17 protein-coding genes and 1 pseudogene are annotated in these 22,089 nt (G+C 68.9%); 14 read left to right on the top strand and 4 right to left on the bottom strand.

Annotated elements, in window-relative coordinates:
* The first annotated feature begins 324 nt into the window (after positions 1–324).
* The 3 genes from RAH39_RS14050 (at position 325) to RAH39_RS03450 (ending at position 3,227) form a co-directional block, all read left to right on the top strand.
* A complete protein-coding gene (locus RAH39_RS14050) occupies positions 325–1,143 on the top strand; it encodes an FRG domain-containing protein (protein WP_373467339.1) in 819 nt (272 codons plus the stop codon).
* Positions 1,144–1,300: 157 nt separating this feature from the next.
* The gene (locus RAH39_RS03455; RefSeq protein ID WP_306591408.1) at positions 1,301–1,699 is read left to right on the top strand and encodes a SprT family zinc-dependent metalloprotease; all 399 of its coding nucleotides are present in this window, start codon (positions 1,301–1,303) and stop codon (positions 1,697–1,699) included.
* Positions 1,700–1,757: 58 nt separating this feature from the next.
* Positions 1,758–3,227: an HAD-IG family 5'-nucleotidase gene (locus RAH39_RS03450; RefSeq protein WP_306591407.1), complete on the top strand. Its 1,470-nt coding sequence runs from the start codon at positions 1,758–1,760 to the stop codon at positions 3,225–3,227.
* 98 nt (positions 3,228–3,325) lie between these two features.
* Here RAH39_RS03450 and RAH39_RS03445 read toward each other — a convergent pair whose 3' ends face one another.
* From RAH39_RS03445 to RAH39_RS03435, 3 genes are read right to left on the bottom strand one after another with little or no spacing between them, the layout of a single operon-like run.
* Positions 3,326–5,191 carry a hybrid sensor histidine kinase/response regulator gene (locus RAH39_RS03445; RefSeq protein ID WP_306591406.1) on the bottom strand — a complete coding sequence of 622 codons (1,866 nt, stop codon included), beginning with the start codon at positions 5,189–5,191 and terminating at the stop codon, positions 3,326–3,328.
* A 55-nt stretch (positions 5,192–5,246) separates the two neighbouring features.
* Entirely contained in the window at positions 5,247–6,461 is a 1,215-nt protein-coding gene (locus RAH39_RS03440; RefSeq protein ID WP_306591405.1) for a DegT/DnrJ/EryC1/StrS family aminotransferase, read from the bottom strand.
* 47 nt (positions 6,462–6,508) lie between these two features.
* On the bottom strand, positions 6,509–7,954 hold the full coding sequence (locus RAH39_RS03435) for a sensor histidine kinase (RefSeq protein WP_306591404.1): 1,446 nt from the start codon (positions 7,952–7,954) through the stop codon (positions 6,509–6,511).
* A gap of 46 nt (positions 7,955–8,000) precedes the next feature.
* Between RAH39_RS03435 and RAH39_RS03430 the strand changes: the two genes are divergently transcribed.
* From RAH39_RS03430 to nuoE, 10 genes are all read left to right on the top strand, one after another.
* Positions 8,001–9,203 carry a sensor histidine kinase gene (locus tag RAH39_RS03430; RefSeq protein ID WP_306591403.1) on the top strand — a complete coding sequence of 401 codons (1,203 nt, stop codon included), beginning with the start codon at positions 8,001–8,003 and terminating at the stop codon, positions 9,201–9,203.
* Positions 9,200–9,826: an RNA polymerase sigma factor gene (locus RAH39_RS03425; protein ID WP_306591402.1), complete on the top strand. Its 627-nt coding sequence runs from the start codon at positions 9,200–9,202 to the stop codon at positions 9,824–9,826. Before RAH39_RS03430 ends, RAH39_RS03425 begins: the two co-directional genes overlap by 4 nt.
* Entirely contained in the window at positions 9,823–10,608 is a 786-nt protein-coding gene (locus tag RAH39_RS03420; RefSeq protein WP_306591401.1) for a cupin domain-containing protein, read from the top strand. Before RAH39_RS03425 ends, RAH39_RS03420 begins: the two co-directional genes overlap by 4 nt.
* Positions 10,609–10,635: 27 nt before the next feature.
* Entirely contained in the window at positions 10,636–11,517 is an 882-nt protein-coding gene (locus RAH39_RS03415) for a DMT family transporter (protein WP_306591400.1), read from the top strand.
* A gap of 84 nt (positions 11,518–11,601) precedes the next feature.
* Positions 11,602–12,996: a [FeFe] hydrogenase H-cluster radical SAM maturase HydG gene (gene hydG / locus RAH39_RS03410; protein ID WP_306591399.1), complete on the top strand. Its 1,395-nt coding sequence runs from the start codon at positions 11,602–11,604 to the stop codon at positions 12,994–12,996.
* A 15-nt stretch (positions 12,997–13,011) separates the two neighbouring features.
* On the top strand, positions 13,012–14,232 hold the full coding sequence (gene hydF, locus RAH39_RS03405; RefSeq protein WP_306591398.1) for a [FeFe] hydrogenase H-cluster maturation GTPase HydF: 1,221 nt from the start codon (positions 13,012–13,014) through the stop codon (positions 14,230–14,232).
* Complete coding sequence (gene hydE, locus RAH39_RS03400; protein WP_306591397.1) at positions 14,225–15,304, top strand: [FeFe] hydrogenase H-cluster radical SAM maturase HydE; 1,080 nt, start codon at positions 14,225–14,227, stop codon at positions 15,302–15,304. Before hydF ends, hydE begins: the two co-directional genes overlap by 8 nt.
* A 126-nt stretch (positions 15,305–15,430) precedes the next feature.
* Entirely contained in the window at positions 15,431–17,605 is a 2,175-nt protein-coding gene (locus RAH39_RS03395; protein ID WP_306591396.1) for an NADH-ubiquinone oxidoreductase-F iron-sulfur binding region domain-containing protein, read from the top strand.
* A 9-nt stretch (positions 17,606–17,614) separates the two neighbouring features.
* Positions 17,615–19,378, top strand: a complete 1,764-nt coding sequence (locus RAH39_RS03390) for an NADH-dependent [FeFe] hydrogenase, group A6 (RefSeq protein ID WP_306591395.1) — start codon at positions 17,615–17,617, stop codon at positions 19,376–19,378.
* Positions 19,375–19,929 carry an NADH-quinone oxidoreductase subunit NuoE gene (gene nuoE / locus RAH39_RS03385; RefSeq protein ID WP_306591394.1) on the top strand — a complete coding sequence of 185 codons (555 nt, stop codon included), beginning with the start codon at positions 19,375–19,377 and terminating at the stop codon, positions 19,927–19,929. Before RAH39_RS03390 ends, nuoE begins: the two co-directional genes overlap by 4 nt.
* 81 nt (positions 19,930–20,010) lie before the next feature.
* On the opposite strand, the gene RAH39_RS03380 is transcribed toward nuoE, so the two are convergent.
* Entirely contained in the window at positions 20,011–21,174 is a 1,164-nt protein-coding gene (locus RAH39_RS03380) for an MFS transporter (RefSeq protein WP_306591393.1), read from the bottom strand.
* Between the two features lie 133 nt (positions 21,175–21,307).
* Here RAH39_RS03380 and RAH39_RS03375 point away from each other — a divergent pair.
* Positions 21,308–22,072, top strand: a pseudogene (locus RAH39_RS03375) (alpha/beta fold hydrolase).
* Positions 22,073–22,089 lie beyond the last annotated feature (17 nt).

Raw genomic sequence — 22,089 nt, 5'->3', positions numbered from 1 at the left:
TGGAGCAAGAGCTGATCTGCCATGAGCTATGCCCACCTTAAGCTCAATTGGATTCATCCTGTTAAGCCTCGATAAGAAGCCCCAGGGCAGTCTAGATTACAGGCACAATCGGCAGGCCCAACCACCCGCCGGAATTCCGGGGATATTTACCGATCTGAGGAAAATCTAGAGAATGCCCCAGAGCAGCTCAAAAATCATGCAGAGAAAGTCTGCTCATGGAGGCTGAGCCAATAACGGCGCTCACCTTGCATCTCTGCGTTGCTCTATCCTTCTTGCAGAAGGTGAACCGCAACCCTGCGCAGGCATAAGTTCCGAGGAGTTTTCATGCTCTGTGAGTATGATTGCCAGTCTTGGCGGATGCTTCAGGATGAAGTCCGAGGGCTCCAGCAAGAAATTTTTTCGCCAGGTCCTGTCGAGCGCCTGAGCCGATCATCTTTCCTTTATCGAGGCCAAGGCGACGCAAGGTGGGGCCTCGAGACCACGCTGGAACGACATGGTCCAAGCATCCGGACGATTGGCGACTACTATCGGCTCGGTGAAATAGTGAAACCCCTAATCGAGTCATTCACAGATCGCCGCTGGGATGCCATCAACTGCATCGAAATCAATAAACTTTTTAGTGATTACCAGCGACCGCACTTCACTCCATTACCCAACTACGACTATCTTGTACACCTTCGGCACCACGGATTTCCCTCCCCCTTATTGGACTGGACCAGATCCCTCCATATCGCAGCTTATTTCGCCTGCCGGGCACCTCATGGCGACCGAATCGCGATCTACGCCTACCAGGAATTCGCTGGCATTGGAAAGGTTGGATCGTCGAATGCCCCTCAGATTCGGTCCCAGGGTCCCTACGTCCGAACTCATCCGCGGCACTTTCTCCAACAAGCCGAGTACACCATCTGCTGGCAATTCATCGATAGCAAGTGGCAGTTCGTCCGCCATGAGTCCGTCTTCGACCAAAATCTCGCGTCCCAAGATCGATTATGGCGGTTCACGTTGCCAGCCTCTGAGTGCGATCGAGTCCTCCAAGAACTCGATCTAGTTAACATTAATGCTTTCTCTCTCTTTCAGACCGAAGACGCTTTGATGGAGGCCCTTCGTCGCAGGTTACTTCCCGGACCCGAGGAAGCAGGATGAGAGAGCGGCAGGGCATGCAGGCGAGGATCCGCATTGAGCAGAGGGGTTAGACGGGACGGCCGGAATAACCTAGGAATTCATTCATGAGAATTCCCTCGTTAGGCAGTGCCTTTCTGGGCAGGAGCTGATCCGGTCCGATTCACCGCAAAATCAAAGCATGACCGTGACCCTCCGCCAGCGCGCCCAGGCGATCCTCCGCGAGGCGGGGTGGGACCTGACGCCGCCGCCGGTGATCTGGTCGCCGCGGATGGCGCGCTGCGCGGGGCTGTTCGTGATCGAGCGGGATTCGCGCGGAAAGTGGCACCCGGAGATCCGCCTGTCGATCCCCCTGCTGCGCCGTCGGGACTGGCCCTGGCCCCAGCAGGTGTGCGGGATGAACTGCCACGATCCCGAAGCGGTGCAGCGGAGGATCCTCGAGCACGAGCTGATCCACTACAAGCTGTGGATGGACGGGGAGCGGGACTGGGGCCATTCGGAGCGGTTCCGGCAGTTGGCCTGGGAGGCCTTCGGCCACCAGAGCATCACCCACGGCATCGGGAACGAAGGGGAGGGATGAGCCCCGCGGGCCCTGTCCCCCCCTTCCCGTGGCAGGCGCGAGGATTACACTCCTCTGCATGACCAACTGGGATCCTGCTCTGTTCTCGGCACCCCCTCTGCTGGACGAGGACGACCGCCTGCCGCCGGAGCACAAGCTCTTCGCCCTGCGGACCCTTCCTCTGGGCGACATCCGGGCGGTGGGGTTCGACATGGACCACACCCTCGCCCGCTACCGCGCGCCCGAGATCGACGAACTGGCTTTCAAGAAGTCGGCGCGGCTGCTGGTGCGGGACCGCGGCTACTCTCCGTGGCTGCTGGAGGTGGACTACGATCCCGCCTTCGCCGTCCGCGGCCTGGTGCTGGACGGGCTGCGGGGCAACCTGCTCAAGCTGAACCGCGAGCGGCAGGTGGTGCGCGCCTCCCACGGCAGCCGCCCCCTGACGCGCCCCGAGCTGGACGCGGCCTACGGCCGGCGGCGGCTGTCCCTGGCGGCCAAGGGCTTCCGGAACATCGACACCCTGTTCGAGATCCCCGAGAGCTACCTCTACGCCCGGATGGTGGACGGGTTCGACGCCGGCCTGCTGGACGCGGAGAACTACCTGGAGCTCTTCGCGGACGTGCGGTGGGCCATCGACATGGCGCACCGGAACGGCGAGATGAAGGCCGAGATCCTGGCGCACCGCGAGTTCTTCATCCCCCGCGATCCCCAGGTGGGCCTCGCCCTGGATCGCCTGAAGCGCGAGGGCAAGAAGCTGTTCCTGCTCACCAACAGCGAGTGGAGCTTCACGGACGGCGTGATGAGCCACCTGCTGGACGGGCTGGACGAGGCCCGGCCGCGGTGGCGCGACTACTTCGACCTGGTGGTGGTCAGCAGCCGGAAGCCCACCTTCTTCCTGGAGACGCCCGAAGCGGTCCTACTCGAAGGGCAGGAACTGTGCTTCTCCGGTGGAAATACCGGCTGGCTGGAATCGCTGCTGGAGGCCCAGGGGGAGCAGATCCTGTACGTGGGCGACCATATCTACGGCGACGTGCTCCGGTCGAAGAAGAACGCCTCCTGGCGCACCCTCATGCTGGTCCCCGAGCTGGAGCGGGAGCTGAAGCTGCTGGAGGCCAAGGCCGCCGACCTGCGCGAGATGCTGGACCTGGAGACCCAGCGCCGCCGGGCCCTGCGCCGCGCGTCGGTCCTGCTCGACCAGTGGAAGCGCAATCGCGGACGGCGCCACGTCCTGGGCCCGCGGCTGAGCCCCGACGCGGCGCAGGCCCTGGAGCGGGAGGCCGTCCAGCTCGCGGCGGAGGCGGAGACCCTCCAGCGGAAGGCGGAGGCCCACGGCCAGGATCTCGACGCCCTCGCGCAGGCGGTGGAGGCGGCCTTCAATCCCGTGTGGGGGCCGATCTTCCGGGACCGCGACGAGCCCACGCGGTTCGCCGACCAGATCCGCCAGTTCGCCTGCGCCTACACGGGCCGGGTGGGGAACCTGTACATGTACGACCCCCACGCCACGCTCTACGCGCCCGTGCCCACCCTGCCCCATGAGCGGATGGCCTGACGCGCCTTCAGGCTCCTCTCTTACCACCAAGACCCCAAGAAGAGCGGGAGGATCGAACCCCTCTTTTCTTGGTGTCTTGGTGGTGAATCTTTTCCGAACTACGCGATGCGACCCGAGTCGGAACCCGGCTCCCGGGCGCCCAGGACGCGGTCCAGCAGGGCCTTCAGGTCGCCGCTGGAGAAGGGCTTCTTCAGGAAATCCACGAAGCCCTGGGCCACGGCCTGTTCCCGCGCGGAGGCCAGGGCGTAGCCGCTGCACAGCACGCCGGGAAAGTCGGGCTGGATCTCCCGCATGGCGCGGAAGGCTTCCACGCCCCCGAGGCGCGGCATGGTGGCGTCCAGGATGACGAGATCGAAGGCGTGGGGCCGCTGCCGGAACAAATCCAGGGCCTCCTGCCCGTCGGCGGCGCACACCACCTCCAGGCCGAACCAGCTCTGCAGCATCTCCGCCAGGACGAAGCGCAGGTCCGGCTCGTCGTCGGCAAGCAGCACGAGGTTCCGCGCGGAGGTCGGCCTCCCCGGCGGAGCCGGCGGCGCCTCCAGGCTGTGAGGCACGGGCAGATAGGCCCGGAACACGCTCCCTTCGCCCGCGATGCTCTCCACCTGGATGCCGCCGTGGTGGCCGCGGACGATGCCGAGCGCCGCGGGCAGGCCCAGGCCTCGCCCCACGTTCCGGGTGGTGAAGAAGGGATCGAAGATCTTGGGAAGGGTGGTCGTTCCGATGCCGTCTCCCCGGTCGGAGACTTCCAGGACGGCATAGAGGCCCGGGCCCAGGGGCTCCGCCCAGTGGCCGTCCAGGAGGTCGCTGCGGTTGAGGTTCCGCATGAACGTGCGCACCCGCACGTCCTCCACCGCGGAGTCGGCCTCCAGGGCGTTCAGCACCAGTCCCTCCACCACGCGGCCGATCAGAACGGGGTCCATCATCACCCGTGGAAGCACCGCGGGCAGGTCCCGGGTCACGGGCAGGTCGAGGCCGTCCAGGGCCTCGGCCACCTGGGAGGACAGGTCCAGGAATTCGGGCCGGCGCAGGTCGCCTCCCGAACAGTGGAGGACGTCCCGGCTGAGGCGGGAGGCCCGGTCCAGGCTGGCCTCCAGGCGATCGAGGTGGGCGAGGGTGGGAGATGCGGGCGCCAGGCCGCGGCGGATCAGTTCGAGGCTCGCCACCATGGCCTGGAAGATGTTGTTGAAGTCGTGGGCGATCCCGCCCGCGAGCATCCCGAGGCTCTCCATCTTGTGGGCCCGGGCCAGGGCGCCTTCCACCCGCCGGAATTCCGTGAGGTCCACCAGGCAGCAGATCGCGCCCTGGATCCGCCCGTCCGGGTGGCGGAGGGGCGTGGCGTAGGCCATCAGGCGCCGCGCGGCGTCGCCGGCGAAGACCAGATCCACGGATTCCTCGCGCACCTCCTCGCCGCGGGCCGCGCGCCGCAGGGGCATCTCCTCGGGAAGCAGCTCATGGCCGTCCTGGATCATCCGGAAGGCCCGGGGCTGATTGGAATCGACCAGGGATCCGTCGGGACCGTGGGTCATCCGCAGGAGGCCCGCCCCCGCGGGATTGCCCCGGACCACGCGGCACTCGGCGTCCTCCGCGATCCACAGGGGCACGGGGATGGCGCGCATCAGGGCGGTGAGTTTGTCCGCCTCTTCCCGCGCCCGCTCCCGCGCTTCCTCCAGGCGGTTGGCCTGTTCCTCCCGGTCGCGGAGGATCCCCTGCACGAGGAACATGCCCCCGAGCAGCAGGACGGAGATGAGCAGGCTCATGACTTCGTTGGGAAGGAGGTAGGCGGGAAAGCCGTTGCGGGCGTACTCCACCAGCAGAAAGGCCCGGCGGAGGGCCATCAGCACCAGCGCCGCGAACAGGCACAACCAAGCCAGGGAAGGACCGGCGCTCCGCCTCATCCTCAACGTGACGACCGCCGCTGCCACTTGCACCAGCATCGCCAGGAAAATGAGGATGAAAACCTGCACGGCGGGGACCTCCGCTTTCCCTATCGGCGCCCCTCAATCGGTAGGTAAATGCCGATTAAATGACGACTTTAACATCGGCTTTTGCTCGGGCGATCACCTGCCGGATGGCGGCCACCGTCTGGTCCTGGTCCGCCTCGCTGAGGCCGGGCCACAGCGGAAGGCTGAGGAGGCGCTCCCCGCTCCATTCCGCGTGGGGCAGCCCGTCCGCGGGCAGGTGCCGGGGGTTCGCCCCGTAGAAGTCCCGGTACCAGGGATGGACGTGGGCCGGACGGTAGTGGATGCCGGCTCCGATGTTCTCCTCTTTCAGCGCGGCCACGAACGCGTCGCGGTCCAGGCCGATCTTCTCGGGGCGGATCCGGAGGACGAACAGGTGGAAGCAGTGGCCGTGGTCGGCGTCGCCGGGCCACGGGAGCATCACCTCCTCCATGTCCTTCATCAGGTCCAGGTAGCGGTGGAACAGGACGCCGCGGCGGGCGTTGAACCCGTCCAGCTTGGCGATCTGGTGCAGGCCCATGGCCGCCTGGAGATCCATGAAGTTGGCCTTGCGGGCCGGCTCGTAGACCTCCGTGTGGGGGCTGCCCTCCTTGGCGAAGCGCTTCCACGCGTCGCGGTCGATGCCGTGGAAGCGGAGGCGCTTGATCCGGCTCTCGTAGTCGTCGTCGAAGAACGCGATGGCGCCGCCTTCGCCGGTGGTCATGTTCTTGTTGGGATGGAAGCTGTAGACGCTCATCACCGAGCGCCGGTCGCCGCCGATCTTGGTGCCCTTGTAGTGGGCGCCCATGGCCTGGGCCGCGTCCTCGATCACCCACAGCCCGTGCTTCTCCGCGATGCGCCAGATCTCGTCCATGGGACACGGCAGGCCCGTGAGGTGCACGGGGATGATCCCCTTGGTCCGGGGCGTGATGGCGGCTTCCAGCTTGGCGGGATCGAGGTTGAGGGTGACGGGATCGATGTCCACCAGCACCGGCACGCCGCCCTGGAGCACCACCGTGCTGAGGGTGCTCACCCAGGTGAGGGACGTCGTGATCACCTCGTCGCCGGGCTGGATCCCCAGCACCTGCATGGTGATCTCCTGGGCCGTGGTGGCGCTGTTCATGGCCAGGCAGTGGGGCACCCCGTTGTAGGCCTTCAGCGCCTCCTCGAACTTGGCCGACTTGGGCCCGGTGGTGATCCACCCGCTGTGGATCGTGTCGATAATCTCCGCGATCTCCTCTTCGCCCACCATCGGGCGGGTGAAGGGGAGGAACTCGGAACGGCGCTGGTAGGACATGGAAACTCCGATCAGGAGGTTCCATTTTCACACATCGCGGCCCGCGCCTACGCGATCGGCATCGTGACGGTCAGCGTGCTCCCGTGCCCCAGGCCCTCGCTCTGGAGGATGATCCCGCCGCCCATCATCTCCATCAGGTGCTTGCAGATGACCAGCCCGAGGCCGGTGCCGCCGTACTGGCGGCTGTGCCCGCCTTCGGCCTGGGCGAACTTCTGGAAGAGGCGGGCCTGGGCTTCGGCGCTGACGCCGATGCCCGTGTCCACCACCAGCAGGGTGACCACGCCCGGATGGCGCTCCACCTGGATCGAGACGTGGCCTTCCTTGGTGAACTTGAGGGCGTTGGACAGGAGGTTCAGCAGCACCTGCTTGAAGCGGTTGGGATCCACCACCACCTCGGGCACGTCGCCGAGCTCCGGCCATTCCAGGACGACGCCGGGCCGGCGCGGATAGGCTTCGGCAATGGGACGCACGTCGTCGAGCAGCGGGCCCAGGGCGCAGGGCTCGGGATGGACTTCCAGGCGGCCGGATTCGATCTTCGCCAGATCCAGGATGTCGTTGAGCAGGCCCAGGAGGTGCTGGCCCGAGGCGTAGCTGTCCTGGAGCATGGACCGCATCTCTTCCGCGTCGTCGTAGAGCCCCTCCATCACGAGGCGGGTGAAACCCAGGATGCCGGTGAGGGGCGTGCGCAGCTCGTGGCTGGTGAGGGCCAGGAACTCGCTCTTGAGCTGGTCGGCTTCGCGGAGGGCGTCGTTCACCCGCTCCAGTTCCAGGGTCTGGCGCTGAAGCGCGTCGCGCTGCTCGGACAGGTCGCGGAACAGCCACGCGTTGTAGAGGGAGATCGCCGTCTGCCGCTGAAGCACGGCGATGGAATCCTGCTCCTCCTCGTCCACCCGCCGGTCCGCGGGCATGGCCAGGATCATGAACCCCAGCAGGAGCAACTGGTGCTCGAAGGGGATGAAATACAGCGGCGCGTCCTCGGCGCCGCGGAGGGCGGCCAGGGGATCTTCTCCCACGGGCGGATCCAGCCACTGGCTCTGGAACAGGACGAGGGGGACATCGGGAAAGGGATTGGGCGCCGGCAGGCGGATGGTGGACCAGGTCGCCCGGGAGAGACCCACGGCTTCCTTGGGAACGTAGACTCCGCCCCCGTCCTCCAGGGTCCACACCGCCGCCCGGGGCGCGTGGAACTCCTGGACCAGGGCGTCCAGGACGACGCTGGCGACCTGGCCCCCCTTCGACGTCGCCGCCAGGATCTCCGACACGTGCTGGAGCATCTGCATCTGGTGGGAGCGGCGGCCCAGCTTCGCCCGCAGGTCCCGCCCCTCGGCGGTGACCTGGGTCAGCTGCCGCTGGGTCTGGAGCAGTTCCGCCAGCAGCTCGGCCCCGGGAGGGCGCTGCGCCGGCGAAGGGACCTGCTTCGGCCCCGAGCCCGCTTTGGCGTCCGGAGGAAGAGAGGGCGGCTTGGGTCCGGAGGAAGAATTCGAGGCGGACATCGGACTCCAGGATGGCCTCCCCGGCCGAGACTGCCAAGATAGAGGGATGGCAAGCCGCCTCCAGACCTTCTCGCTCCAGCGGATTATTTTCCTATCCGTGTCGGTGGTGCTGGGCATTCAGGTGGTGTGGTGGATGAGCCTCCAGATCCGCGAATCCCGGCGCCTGCTGGTGGCGCGCTCCCAGGCCCTGAAGGCGAGCCGGGCCGAAGCCTGGCAGATGGACAGCCTCCATCTCCTGGCCCACATGCGGACCCAGGCGGATCCCTCCCGGGCGCCGATGGCGATGCCGGGGCTGGACGAGCGGCGGCGGTCGATCCAGGCGCTGTATCCCCACGTGGGCATCGTCCCCGCGCCCATTTCGCCCGACGACCCCCCCCTGCTCGACGGATCCGGCTACCTCACCCTCCGCCCCGAGCCCATGGTCGAGCTGGAGAACCAGCAGTGGCACGCCGTCTTCCGGGCCGCGGCCGAAGGCACCTTCATGGTGGGGGCCGTCCTGTTCGGGTTCGTCCTTCTCTACCGGAAGCTGGCGGAGGAGCTGGATCTCAAGCTGCGGCAGCGGAACTTCACGTCGGCGGTCACCCATGAGCTGAAGACGCCCATCGCCTCGCTGAAGGTGTGGACGGAGACCCTGTTCACCCGGACGCTCGCCGACGAGCAGCGCCAGCGGATCCGCAGCCTGATGGAGAAGGACCTGGACCGCCTGAACGAGCTGGTGGCCAACCTCCTGGACGTGGCGCGGGCCGAATCCGGCAGCTTCGTCCTTCATTTGGGCCCCCTGGAACTGGGCCCCTGGCTGCGGGGCGTCTGCGAAGCCATGGACCAGCGGCTGGGGCCCGGCGGACTGGGGCTCCAGTTGGAGATCACCCCCTCTCCCCTGTGGGTGAAGGCCGATCCCAAGGCCCTGGGCACCGTGGTGGAGAACCTGCTTTCCAACGCCTTCAAGTACGCCGCGGAGCCGCGCCAGACCACCGTCACCCTGGACGCGGACGGCGACGCCGCCGTGATCGTGGTCAGCGACCGGGGCCAGGGGATCCAGGCCAAGGATCTGCCGCGCATCTTCCACCGCTTCTTCCGGGCCGGGGACGAGATGACCCGCCAAGTCGCGGGCACGGGCATCGGGCTGTTCCTGGTGAAGGACATCACCGCCCGCCACGGCGGCCACGTCAGCGTCGCCAGCCGCGGGCCGGGCCTCGGCTCCGCCTTCACCCTCCGCCTGCCCTGCCTGTCCGCCGAGGAGGCCGCATGAGCGAAGCCGCGCGGAACCCGGGCGAAGCGGACCTGATCCGGTCCGCGTCCACGGGCGATCCCGAGGCCTTCGAGGCCCTGGTCCGGCCCCACCTGGGAATGCTGTTCCGGGTGATCGATCGCATCCTGGGAAACGAGGCCGAGAGCCAGGACGCCCTCCAGGACGCCCTGCTGACCATCCACCGGGAGCTGCCCGGATTCCAAGGTGCCAGCAAATTCAGCACTTGGGCCTACCGGATCTGCGTCAACCAGGCCCTGATGGCCCGCCGGAAGCGAGTGCGCCGCCGGGAGGACGCCATCGAAGATCTGATGCCACGTTTCGGGGACGAGGGGCATCACAAGGAGGTCGACACCGTTCTGGACTGGAGCGAGGACGCGGAGGCGCTGATGAAGGTGGAGGAGGAGGAACTGAAGGCGAAGGTTCGCGCGGGCCTGGATCGGCTGTCCGATGACCAGCGCGCCGTCTTCGTCCTGAGGGACCTCGAAGGGTGGGACACGGATGAGATCAGCCGCCACCTGGGCATTACCCGGGAACTGGTCCGCCAGCGGGTCCACCGCGCGCGCCTCGCCCTCCGGGCCCTGCTACCCGAATTCGCCCCCCGGCGATTGGCGGAGAGCCGATGACCTCCCCCCTGATGCCCACCTGCGAGCGCGTCATCACCCTCTTCACGGACTACGAGGACGGAGCGCTCGGGCCCATTGACTGGTTCGGGCTGAAGCTGCACCTCAGCGTGTGCCCCCCCTGCCGGGCCTTTCTGGAGAGCCTCCGGCGGACGGCCCCCCTGCTTCGCAGCCTCACTTCCTCGGTCGCTTCCCCCGCTCCCGCGGAGCGCGCCCTGAGCGGCGCCCTCGCGGCCCTCCGGGAAGGGCGGGTGCCCCAGGGTCCCCAGCACCATCCCGAACCGGCCCTGTGGGAGGCGCTGGAGCCTGGCGGCGACCCATTCACCGCCCTGATGCTGCGCGTCCACCTGGGCCACTGCGCCGGTTGCCGCGCGACCTACGGGCCGGACCAGGCCATTCCGGCGGCGCCGGATGCCGTGGCGACCCTCAAGCCGCTGCTCCCGCCGGAGGAGACGTGGCGCTGGGCCCGCCGGGGCCTCGGCGGGATGGAAGTGGCGCACCTCGCCCGGAACAAGGCGAACGGGGCCTCCTTCAGCCTCGCCAAGCTGAACGGGGGCCGCACCATCCCCTTCCACCGCCACGCGGGAACGGAATCCTCCCTGATCCTGTGCGGTTCCCTCCACGACGGTCCCGCCCATCTCCGGGCGGGCGACTGGATCACCCACGGCCCCGACTGCCAGCACAGCCCCACCGCGGGTCCCGAAGGGGAATGCTGGGCGCTGATCCGGATCGAGGGGGGCATCCATTTCTCGGGGTGGCGGAGCCTGATGGGCGCCATCGGCTAGCCTCCCGCCCATGCTCCAATGGGTCCCATGGACGGATCCCGCGAGCGGATGAGAGGCGCGGCCCTGGTGGCCCTGGCGGCCACGCTGTGGAGCTCCAGCGGGCTGTTCATCAAGGTGCTGTCCCTGGGCGCCCTGCAGATATCGTGCGCTCGTAGCCTGGTGGCGGCCCTCACCATGGCCTGGGTGGTGAAGCGCCGCGGGGGCCGGCCCTTCCCGCGGCCCGACGGCCTGTCCCTGCTCTGCGCCGGGGCCTACGCGGGCGTCCTGGTCTTCTTCGTGGCCGCCACGAAGCTCACCACCGCGGCGAACGCGATCTTCCTCCAGTTCTCGGCCCCCATCTACCTGGTGTTCCTGGAATCCCGGCTGTCGGGCCGCCCCGTGGTCCGCAGGGACCTGGCGGCCGTCCTGATCTCCCTGGGCGCCATGGGCCTGTTCTTCGTGGGCAGGCTCGGAACGGGCACCCTGGCGGGCAACCTCCTGGGCGTTCTGTCGGGCCTCTCCCTGGCCCTCTTCTCCGCCACCCTCAAGCTCCAGCGGGAGCGCCGCCCGGAGGCCGATCCCATCGGGGCGATCATCCTGGGGAACCTGATCGTGGCCGTGCTCGGCGCCCCGGCCCTCCTCGCGGGGCCCGTCCCCACCCTTCCCCAGGCGGGGATCCTCCTCTACCTGGGTGTCTTCCAGATCGGGATCGCCTACCTGCTGTTCAATGCCGGCATGAAGCACCTGTCCGCCACGGGCGCCGTGGTGATCGGCACCCTGGAGGCCGTCCTCAACCCGGTGTGGGTGTTCCTGGGGATCGGCGAGCGCCCCTCCGCCTGGGCCCTCGCGGGGGGGCTGATCATCCTGGGGACCCTGGTGTGGTACAGCACGGGCCAGGCCCTGCCTCGGCGGGAGCCCGCGCGGTTGTGACCAACATCCGGACGGCGGGGGTGGCCCTAAGAGGACCTCTGGGTTATGTTTTGCCAGCGGCGCTCCCCGGTGGAGGTTCCTTCCATGCACGGCCCTTCGGAATCGTTCCCCCTGGATGAATCCGCCCTCGGCCTGCTGCTGGAGGGCCCGCCCCGGGACGATGCCGGCCGGATCCGCGAGATCCTGGCCCGCGCCCGGGGGCTGGACGGCCTGGACGAGGCGGATCTGCCCTCGCTGATGGCCCTCCGCGACCCGGCGCTGCTGGCGGAGCTGTTCGAGGCGGCCAAAGCGGTGAAGGAGGAGATCTACGGCCGCCGGATCGTCCTGTTCGCGCCCCTCTACGTGTCGAACCTGTGCGGGAACGAATGCCTCTACTGCGCCTTCCGCGCCTCCAACCGGGAACTGCCGCGCCGGGCCCTCAGCCAGGCCGAGATCGCCGGGGAAGTCCGCCACCTCCTCCGCCAGGGGCACAAGCGCGTGGTGCTGGTGGCGGGCGAGGCCTATCCCCAGGAGGGCCTCGACTACGTCCTGAAGGCGGTGCGGACCGTCTACGCCACCCGCGAGGGCGCCGAGAGCATCCGCCGGGTGAACGTCAACATCGCCCCTCTGGACGTGGACGGCTTCCGGCGACTGAGGGACGTCGAGATCGGCACCTACCAGCTGTTCCAGGAGACCTACCACCGCGGCACCTACGCCCGGATGCACCCCGCGGGACTGAAGGCCGACTTCGACTGGCGGCTGGGCTGCATGGACCGCGCGATGCTCGCGGGCATCGACGACGTGGGCATCGGCGCCCTGTTCGGGCTGCACGACTGGCGCTTCGAACTGCTGGCGATCCTCCGCCACGCCCGCCACCTGGAGGCGCGCTTCGGGTGCGGCCCGCATACCATCAGCGTGCCGCGGATCGAGCCCGCCGCGGGCTCCGCCGCCAGCGAGGCGCCGCCTTCCGCGGTGACCGACGCCGACTTCCGGAAGCTGGTGGCCATCCTCCGCCTGGCCGTCCCCTACACGGGCCTGATCCTCAGCACCCGGGAACGGCCGGAGATCCGCCGCGAGGTCTTCCACCTGGGCATCAGCCAGATCAGCGCCGGCAGCCGCACCAATCCCGGCGGCTACCAGGCGGAGGACGGGACCAGCGCCCAGTTCTCCCTCGGCGACCACCGCGGCCTGGACGAGGTGGTGCGCGACCTGGCGGAGACGGGCTTCATCCCGAGCTTCTGCACCAGCTGCTACCGGATGGGCCGCACCGGCGCCGATTTCATGGACTTGGCCAAGCCCGGCGAGATCAAGCTCCACTGCGAGCCCAACGCCCTCTCCACCCTCCAGGAGTTCGCGGAGGACCACGCCGGTCCCGCCACCCGCCAGGCGGCGGAAGCCCTGGTGGCCGCCAGCCTGGCGGGGATGGAGGAAGGGGCGCGGACCCGCGCCGAGGCCATGGTGGCCCGCGTCCGGCGCGGCGAGCGCGACGTGTTCTGCTGAACGGCCGGAGAATCCATGCAGCCCGCCCCCCGCACCCTCCGCCTGCACATCGGCCTCTTCGGCCGGCGCAACGTGGGCAAGTCGTCGGTCCTGAACGCCCTCACCCGGCAGGCCGTCTCCCTGGTCTCGCCCGAGGCGGGCACCACGACGGATCCCGTGGAGAAGCCCATGGAGCTGCTGCCCTTCGGCCCGGTGCTGTTCGTGGACACCGCGGGCCTGGACGACGAGGGCGACCTGGGAAGGCAGCGGGTGGCCCGCAGCCGCGCCGTCCTGGACCGCGTGGATCTCGCCCTGGTGGTGGCCGGCGGCGGCGCCTGGGGCGCCTTCGAGGAGGACCTCCTGGCTGAGCTGAAGGCCCGCGGCCTGCCCGTGGTGGTGGCCCTGAACAAGGCGGACCTGGCCGCGCCGCCGCCCGCGCTGCTGGCGCGGCTCCGCGGAAGGGACGCGGTGGCCGTTCCTCTCTCCGCCCTTCGGGGGGACGGCGTGGACGCGCTGCGGGAGGCCCTCCTGCGGGCCGCGCCCGCGGGCTTCCTGGATTCCCGGGACCTGCTGTCCGACCTGGTGCCGCCCGGCCAGGTGGCGATCCTGGTCATGCCCATCGACTCGGAAGCGCCCAAGGGCCGGCTGATCCTTCCCCAGGTGATGGCCGTCCGCGACCTCCTGGACGGCCACGCCCTGTCCCTCGTGGTGCAGGAGGCGGAACTGGGCGCGGCTCTGGAGATCCTCCGCCGCCCGCCGGCCCTCGTGGTGACGGACTCCCAGGCCTTCCAGGGCGTGGCCGCGGTGGTGCCCGACGCCGTGCCGCTCACTTCCTTCAGCATCCTGCTCAGCCGGTTTCACGGGGACCTCACCGCCCAGGTGCGCGGCACGCTGGCCGTGGACCGGCTCAAGGGCGGCGACCGGATCCTGGTGGCCGAAGGCTGCACCCATCATCCGGGCGAGGAGGATATCGGCCGCGTGAAGCTCCCGCGGTGGCTGGAGGCCCAGGCGGGCGCGCCGCTGCGCTTCGAGCACGTGCAGGGCCGCGATTTCCCGGCGGATCCTTCGCCCTACGCCCTGGTGGTCCACTGCGGCAACTGCATGGGCAACCGCCGCGAGATGCTCGCCCGCATCCACCGCTGCGAAGCCGCGGGCGTTCCCATCACCAACTACGGCCTCGCCATCGCCCACGCCAAGGGCATCCTGGCCCGGGCCCTGCGCCCCTTTCCCGCCGCCCTGGAGCTGCTGCGTGCGTGACCTCGACCGGAGCGCCGTGGAGGCTTGGCTGCGCGAGACGGAGCCCGCGGCGCTGGATCAGCTGTGGGCCGAGGCGGACCGGGTGCGGCGGGAGCGCGTGGGCGACGAGGTCCACCTGCGCGGGCTCATCGAAGCCTCCAGCCACTGCGTGCGGAGCTGCCACTACTGCGGGCTGCGCGCGCCCTCCGGTCTGGCCCGCTACCGGATGACGGGCGCCGAGATCCTGGACGCCGCCCGGGAGGCCCACCGCCTGGGCTACGGCAGCGTCGTGATCCAGGCGGGGGAGGACCCGGGGCTGACGGAGGCCTTCATCGCGGAGGCAGTTCGGGCCATCAAGGCGGAGACGCCCCTGGCCGTCACGCTGTCCCTGGGCGAACGCGGCGACGCGGAACTGGCCGCGTGGAAGGCCGCCGGCGCGGACCGCTACCTGCTGCGCTTCGAGACCAGCGACCCCGCGCTGTACCGCCGGATCCACCCGGACCTTCCGGGCCGAGCCAGCGACCGCTTCGCGCAGCTGCGCCGCATGCGCGACATGGGCTACGAGATCGGCACCGGCGTGATGGTGGGCATCCCGGGCCAGACCTGGCGCACCCTGGCCGCGGACCTCCTGTGCTTCCGCGAGTTCGACATGGACATGATCGGCGTGGGGCCCTTCCTCCCCAGCCCGCGCACGCCCATGGGCGGGCCGGAGGCCGCCGGCTACCGCGCGCCGCAAGACCAGGTCCCCAACGACGAACTGACCACCCTCAAGGCCGTAGCCCTCACGCGGCTGCTGTGCCCCGACGCGAACCTCCCCAGCACCACGGCCCTGGCGACCATCGACCAGGCGCAGGGCCGCGAGCTGGCCCTCCAGCGGGGGGCCAACGTCGTGATGCCGAATGTGACGCCGCCGGTCTTCCGCGTGCAGTACGAGATCTATCCCGGGAAGGCCTGCGTCCACGAAACCGCGACAGCCTGCCAGGGCTGTCTGGAAGGCCGGATCCACAGCCTGGGACGGCGGGTGGGCGCCGGTCCCGGCGGCCGCCGAAAGGCCCCGCGCAAAGGTTCATCCGCATGTGATTCGCATCACTGACCAATCGGTCATCAATGACCAGACTCCCTGTGCAGGCGATGTCCGGTCCGCGGCCCAGGGTCCCCTCCCCGCCGCGCTCTTCCACCTCTTCGACTCCACCTCTCCGCGGAGGTGGCGGGAGATCCCATGCCTTCTTCCGTGAGCGACTTCTACGGGTCCCTGGCGGACCGCGCCGGGCAGGTCCTCGCCGAACGGGACCTGGATCACCGGATCGTCGTCCAGGTGGGCTCCGCCACCTGCGAGCACGCCGCCGGTTCCCAGGCCGTGGCCGACGAGTTCGTCCGGCACATCCGGGCGTCCGGACGGAACGACATCGTCCTCCACCGCACGGGCTGCACGGGGCGCTGCTCCCGCGAGCCCATCCTCGGCATCCACATTCCGGGCCGGCTGCCCGTGAAGTACGAGCGCGTGGACCGCAACCTGGTCCACCGGATCTTCACGGAGCACATCCAGGGCGGCTCGCCCGTGGCCAAGCACGTCCTGGACCGCGGCACGGACGCGCTGCCGGAGCGGGAGCTGCTGTTCTGCGAGGGCGGCCGCTGCGGCCGAGGCACCGACTTGCGGACGCGCTTCCTCGAACTCCTGGCGGAGGCTGGCGTGGACCCGGGCCGGGTGGGCACCGTGGCCACGGGCTGCTTCGGCGCCTGCGGCTCCGAAGAGGAGACCGGAACCTTCGTCCTCGCCCGCCCCGAGAAGATCCTGTACCGCGTGGCCTCGGAGGACGATCTCCGCGAACTGCTTCGCGTCCACGTCGTGGAGGGACTCGCGGCCGACCGCCTGCGGGTGCGGGAGGAGCCCATCGCCCTGGAGTTCCTGGAGCGCTACGGCGACGTGGCCTTCTTCAACCGCCAGAGCCGCATCGCCCTGCGGAACGCGGGCGTGGTGGATCCCGAGAGCCTGGACGAGTACGTGGCCCTGGACGGCTTCAAGGCGCTGGCCGAGGTCCTGGGGCGGCGCGATCCGGAGTGGGTGATCGCCGAGCTGACCAAGGCCCGGCTGCGAGGACGGGGCGGCGGCGGATTTCTCACCGGCGCCAAGTGGGGCCTGGCCCGGAAGCAGGCGGATCCCGCGCGCTTCATCATCTGCAACGGCGACGAGGGCGATCCCGGCGCGTTCATGGACCGCTCCATGCTGGAGAGCGACCCCTTCAACATCGTCGAAGGCATGATCATCGGCGGGTTCACCATCGGCGCGCAGAAGGGCTTCTTCTACGTCCGCGCCGAGTACCCCCTGGCCATCAAGCGCATCCAGCACGCCATCGACGTGTGCCGCGCCGCAGGCCTGCTGGGCCGGGACATCATGGGCTCGGGCTTCGAGTTCGACCTGGAGATCCGCCTGGGCGCGGGGGCCTTCGTCTGCGGCGAGGAGACCGCGCTCATCCGCTCCATCGAGGGCGAGCGCGGCCAGCCCAAGGTGCGCCCGCCCTACCCCACGGACCGCGGGCTGTGGGGCCATCCCACGGTGATCAACAACGTGGAGACCTTCGCCAACGTCTCGGCCATCCTGCGCTTCAGCGGCGACTGGTACGCCCGCATCGGCACCGCGAAGAGCGGCGGGACCAAGGTCTTCGCCCTCGCGGGGAAGGTGAAGCACACGGGCCTCGTGGAAGTGCCCCTGGGCACGCCCCTCTCCCGCGTGGTGAACGACATCGGCGGCGGCGTCTCCGGCGGGAAGCAGCTCAAGGCCATCCAGACCGGCGGCCCCGCGGGGGGCTTCATCCCCGCCGCCTGGCAGGACATGGAGGTGGACTTCGAGCCCCTCCAGAAGGCGGGCTCCATCATGGGCTCGGGCGGGATGATCGTCCTGGGCGAGGACGACTGCATGGTCGACATCGCCAAGTTCTACATGGCCTTCAGCCAGGAGGAGAGCTGCGGCAAGTGCACGCCCTGCCGGGAGGGCACCACCCGCATCCTGGAGATCCTGGAGCGCATCACCCAGGGCAAGGGCGAGCTGGCGGACCTGGACAAGCTGGAGCGCCTGTCGAAGCTGTGCCAGCGCACCAGCCTGTGCGGCCTGGGCCGCGCCGCGCCGAATCCCGTGCTCTCCAGCCTCAAGCACTTCCGCGACGAGTTCATGGCCCACATCGCGGACAAGCACTGCCCCGCGAAGAAGTGCGTGGCCCTCATCCGCTACGAGATCAACGCGGAAAAGTGCATCGGCTGCACCATCTGCGACCGCAACTGCCCGGTGTCCTGCATCTCCGGCTCCCGCAAGGAGGTCCACGTCATCGACCAGGCCGCCTGCATCAAGTGCGGGAACTGCTTCGACGTCTGCAAGTTCGCCGCGATCGACCGGGTGTAGGAGCGTCCCATGTCCCAGATGATCAACCTCACCATCGACGGCGAACCCATCCTCGTGCCGACGGGCACCACCGTCATGGACGCGGCGGAGCGGCTCGGGATCCACATCCCCCGCCTCTGCTACCACCCGGACCTCAGCCTGGAGGGCAACTGCCGGGTGTGCGTGGTCCAGGTGGAGGGCTTCGACCACTGCCTGGCCTCCTGCGCCACGAAGGCCTGGGAGGGCATGGAAGTCCAGACCAACAGCCCCGTCATCCGCCAGGCCCGGCGCGACATCGTGGAGCTGCTCCTGGACAACCACCCCAGGGACTGCCAGACCTGCGACCGGGACGGCAACTGCGAGCTTCAGAACCTGGCCTACCGCATGGGGGTGCGCGAGCGCCACTTCGAGGGGAAGCGCAAGCAGTTCCCCATCGACGACACGGGCGCGTCCGTGGTGCGGAACGCCGAGAAGTGCATCCTGTGCGGGCGCTGCATCCGCGTCTGCGGCGAAGTCCAGGGCGTGTTCAACCTCAGCCAGCACGGGCGCGGCTTCACCACGGTCGTCGGCCCCGCCAACCTCGCGCCCATGGACGAGAGCGCCTGCATCCAGTGCGGGCAGTGCGTGAACGTGTGCCCCACCGCCGCGTTCCTGGAGCAGGACCACACGGAGCGCGTGTGGGCGGCGCTCAGCCATCCGCGGCCCGAGAAGCACGTGGTGGTGACCACGGCTCCCGCCATCCGCGCGGCCCTGGGCGAGGCCTTCGGGCTGCCCGTGGGCACCGCCGTCACCGGGAAGATGGTCACCGCCCTGCGCCGGATGGGCTTCGACGCCGTGTTCGACGTCAACTTCAGCGCCGACGTCACGATCATGGAGGAAGCCCACGAGCTGCTGAGGCGCCTGGAGAGCGGCGGCCCCCTGCCCCTCCTGACCTCGTGCAGCCCCGGCTGGGTCAGCTTCCTGGAGAAGTTCTACCCCGAGCTGATCCCCAACATGTCGAGCTGCAAGAGCCCGATGCAGATGCAGTCCACCCTCATCAAGACCTACTACGCGCAGCAGAAGGGCGTGGACCCCAAGGACATCTACGTGGTGTCCGTGATGCCCTGCGTCGCGAAGAAGTTCGAGGCAGCGCGGCCGGAGCACGTTCTGGACGGCATCCCCACCACGGACGCGGTGATCACCACCCGCGAGCTGGCCCAGATGATCAAGTCCTACGGCATCGACTTCACCCGCCTGCCGGACAGCGACTTCGACCATCCCCTGGGCGCGTCCTCGGGCGCCGGCGCCATCTTCGCGGCCACGGGCGGCGTGATGGAGGCGGCCCTGCGGACGGCGGCCTTCAAGCTGACCGGGAAGAACCTCGGAAACCTGGAGCTGACCGAAGTCCGCGGCGTCACCGGCGAGATCCGGGAGACCTCCCTCACCCTCGCAGGGAAGACCCTCAACGTCGCCGTCGCCAACGGCCTCCAGAACGCCAAGGTCATCCTCGACGCCATCCAGCGCGGCGAGAAGGACTACCACCTGGTGGAGATCATGGCCTGTCCCGGCGGGTGCATCTGCGGCGGGGGCCAGCCCTATCCGCCCATGGGCACCTACGTCCTGAACCGCGAGCTCGCCAAGGCCCGGGCCCAGGCGCTCTACAGCATCGACGCGGCGAAGACCGTCCGCTGCAGCCACGACAACCCCGACGTCCAGAAGCTGTACGCCGAGTTTCTCGGCGAGCCCCTGGGACCCGTGGCCCACGACCTGCTCCACACGCACTACACCGCCCGCACGCCCCGGGGGATCCGATGAGCGCCTGCTGCCCCAGCTCCACCGACAACTGGGCCGACCTGGAGCGCGGCTACCGCGCCATGCTCCCCGAGGATGTCCTCGCCTTCATCGACGCCAACCGGCGCGGCGAGCGGAGCGAGAGCATGCTCATCGCGACCCTCCACATGGTGCAGGCCCACTTCGGCCACCTGGGTCCCGGCCAGCTGGAGGCCGTGGCCCAGCTGATGCAGATTCCCCTCGCCAAGGTCACGGGCGTGGCCACCTTCTATCACTACTTCCGCCTCCAGCCCCGCGGGAAGTACCTGATCAACGTCTGCCTCGGCACCGCCTGCTACGTGAAGGGCGCCGAGAAGGTGGCCCAGAAGCTGATGGACGAACTGGGCATCCACTTCGGCGAGACCAGCAAGGACGGGATCTTCAGCCTGGAGAGCACCCGCTGCGTCGGCACCTGCGGCCTGGCCCCCGTCGTGATGATCGGCGACGAAGTCCACGGCCCCCTCACCCCCAACCAGGTGCCCAACCTCCTGGAGACCTACCTCGCCCGCGCCGCGGAGGAGATGGCCGCACCCTGACCTCGAAAAGGATCACCACCAAGACGCCAAGAGCACCAAGAAAAGCATCAAGACCTGATTTGTCCTTCTTGGCGGTGATCTTTAGCCTTTCGCCATCCCCCGCATCTCCATGGCGCCCGTGCTCAACGGCACGAGCAGAACCATGGCGGCCAGGGCGACAACGCCGTGCCATCCGGCGCGGTGGTAAGCGTGGCCGCTGAGGGTGATGCCCGCGGCGCCGCCGAGGTAGTAGAACAGCACGTAGCAGGCGTTGGCCCGGCCCCGACCCGCGCTCAGCTTGCGGTTGAGGGCTCCGGCCGCCGACGCGTGGATGGTGAAGAACCCCGCGCACACCAGACCCAGCGCCAGGGCCATGGCCCACCCCGCGGGAATCAGGGTGACCGCCAGCCCGCCGCCGAAGACGACGGCCCCCGCCACCATGGCGGTGCCGTTCCCGATCCGGTTGCTGAGGCGGCCCGCCAGCGGCCCCATCGCGATGCCCACGACGTAGGACAGGTAGAGCAGCGTCACCGCCCGCGTGGACCAGTGGAAGGGCGCGCCGTGCAGGTGGAACGGCAGGTAGTTGAACACCGACGAGAACACGAAGAACGCCCCGGCGCTCACGCAGTAGAGCCTGAACAGGTCGTGGCGCAGCAGCACGTCGCGGAAGCGCACCGTCTCCGCCGCCCGCGCGCCGCCCTGGCGCTCCGCCGGCAGCCCCGCGTAGGCGGCCAGCGTCGCCGCCAGGAGCAGCGCCGCCGCCACGAAGAAGGCCCAGCGCCAGTGCTCGGGCGGAAAGACGAACCCGCCCAGCAGCCGTCCCGCGAGCCCGCCCACCACCGTGGCCGACACGTAGGATCCCATCACCACGTTGAGACGGTCGGCCGGCACCTCCCGCGCCAGGTGGGCCGCCAGGCAGGTGGTCAACGCCGGGACGAACAGCCCCTGGACGAACCGTGCCGCCACCAATAGCGGCAGCGTGGGCGCCAGCGCCGACGCCACCCCCGCCCCGGCCACCACCAGCCCCCCCGTCAGCAGGATCGGCCGAATGGCCACCCGGTCCGACAGCGCCCCGAACGGCAGGTTCGCCAACGCGATCCCCAGCACCACCGCCGACACCGCCATCGACGCCGCCCCCTCCCCCACCCCGAACGTCCGCCGTAGCACCGGAAGTACCGGCTGCGGGATGTACACCGTCGTGAACACCGCGCTCACCAGCGCGAAGACGAGCCATTGGAGACGAGAGAGAGGATGGGAGGTTGACATGGGCTTTTACTGTCCGACAGGCACACTCAATGGGAAACCCAAATCTGAGAAGCCAAGGATGAACAGGATAGGGGCCGTGAAAGGGCCTGATCGGCTCTCAGTTGCATAATGAGCATCCAACTCGGAACCTCCCATGAGAGCAATCCCCCTCGATAGCCCCAAAGCCACCATCCGCATCCATGACCTTCCGGGTGGCGGAGTTCCGCTCGTCTTCCTTCACGGGCTGGGCTGCGCTTCTTCCTGCGATTATCCGCGCGTGGTTCGCGATCCTGCTTTGGGTTCGCGCAGGACGGTGCTGGTGGACCTGCTGGGGTCGGGGTTCAGCGACCGGCCTTCCGACTTCGGGTAATCCATTCGGGAACACGCGGAAACGATCGTCGCGGTGCTCGATGCCCTGGACCTCGCGGCGGTGGACCTCTACGGGCACAGCATGGGCGGGTCCATCGCCATCGAGGCGGCGGGACTGCTCCACTCTCGCGTGCGGCATCTGGTGCTGTCGGAGTCGAATCTGCATCCCGGCGGCGGCATCTTCAGCCGTGCCATCGCCGCGCAGGCCGAGACCGATTACGTGGCCCGGGGCCATGCGGGCACGATTCGCGAGTCCGCCGAGACGGGAAACCTCGTGTGGGCCGGATCCATGGCGGTCACGGATCCCCTCGCCGTCCATCGTGCCGCGACCTCCCTCGTTCGGGGCTGTTCGCCATCCTGGTACGAGCAGCTTCGCGGCCTGTCCATGCCGCGCACGGTGCTATTCGGGGCGAGGTCCCTTCCCGATCCTGACTTCGACGCCCTGCACCAAGATGGGATCTCCGTCGCCGTCGTTCCGGAAGCGGGCCACTCCATGGCCTGGGAGAATCCGTCCGGCCTCGCCCAAGCCATCGCCGACGCTTGCGCATGAGCGGGAAGAAGGGCCAC

It is taken from the genome of Geothrix sp. 21YS21S-4 (assembly GCF_030845995.1).
Taxonomy (GTDB): Bacteria; Acidobacteriota; Holophagae; order Holophagales; family Holophagaceae; genus Geothrix.
Note: the sequence above shows the minus strand (reverse complement) of the source record. Positions and strands in the feature narration are given on the sequence as shown.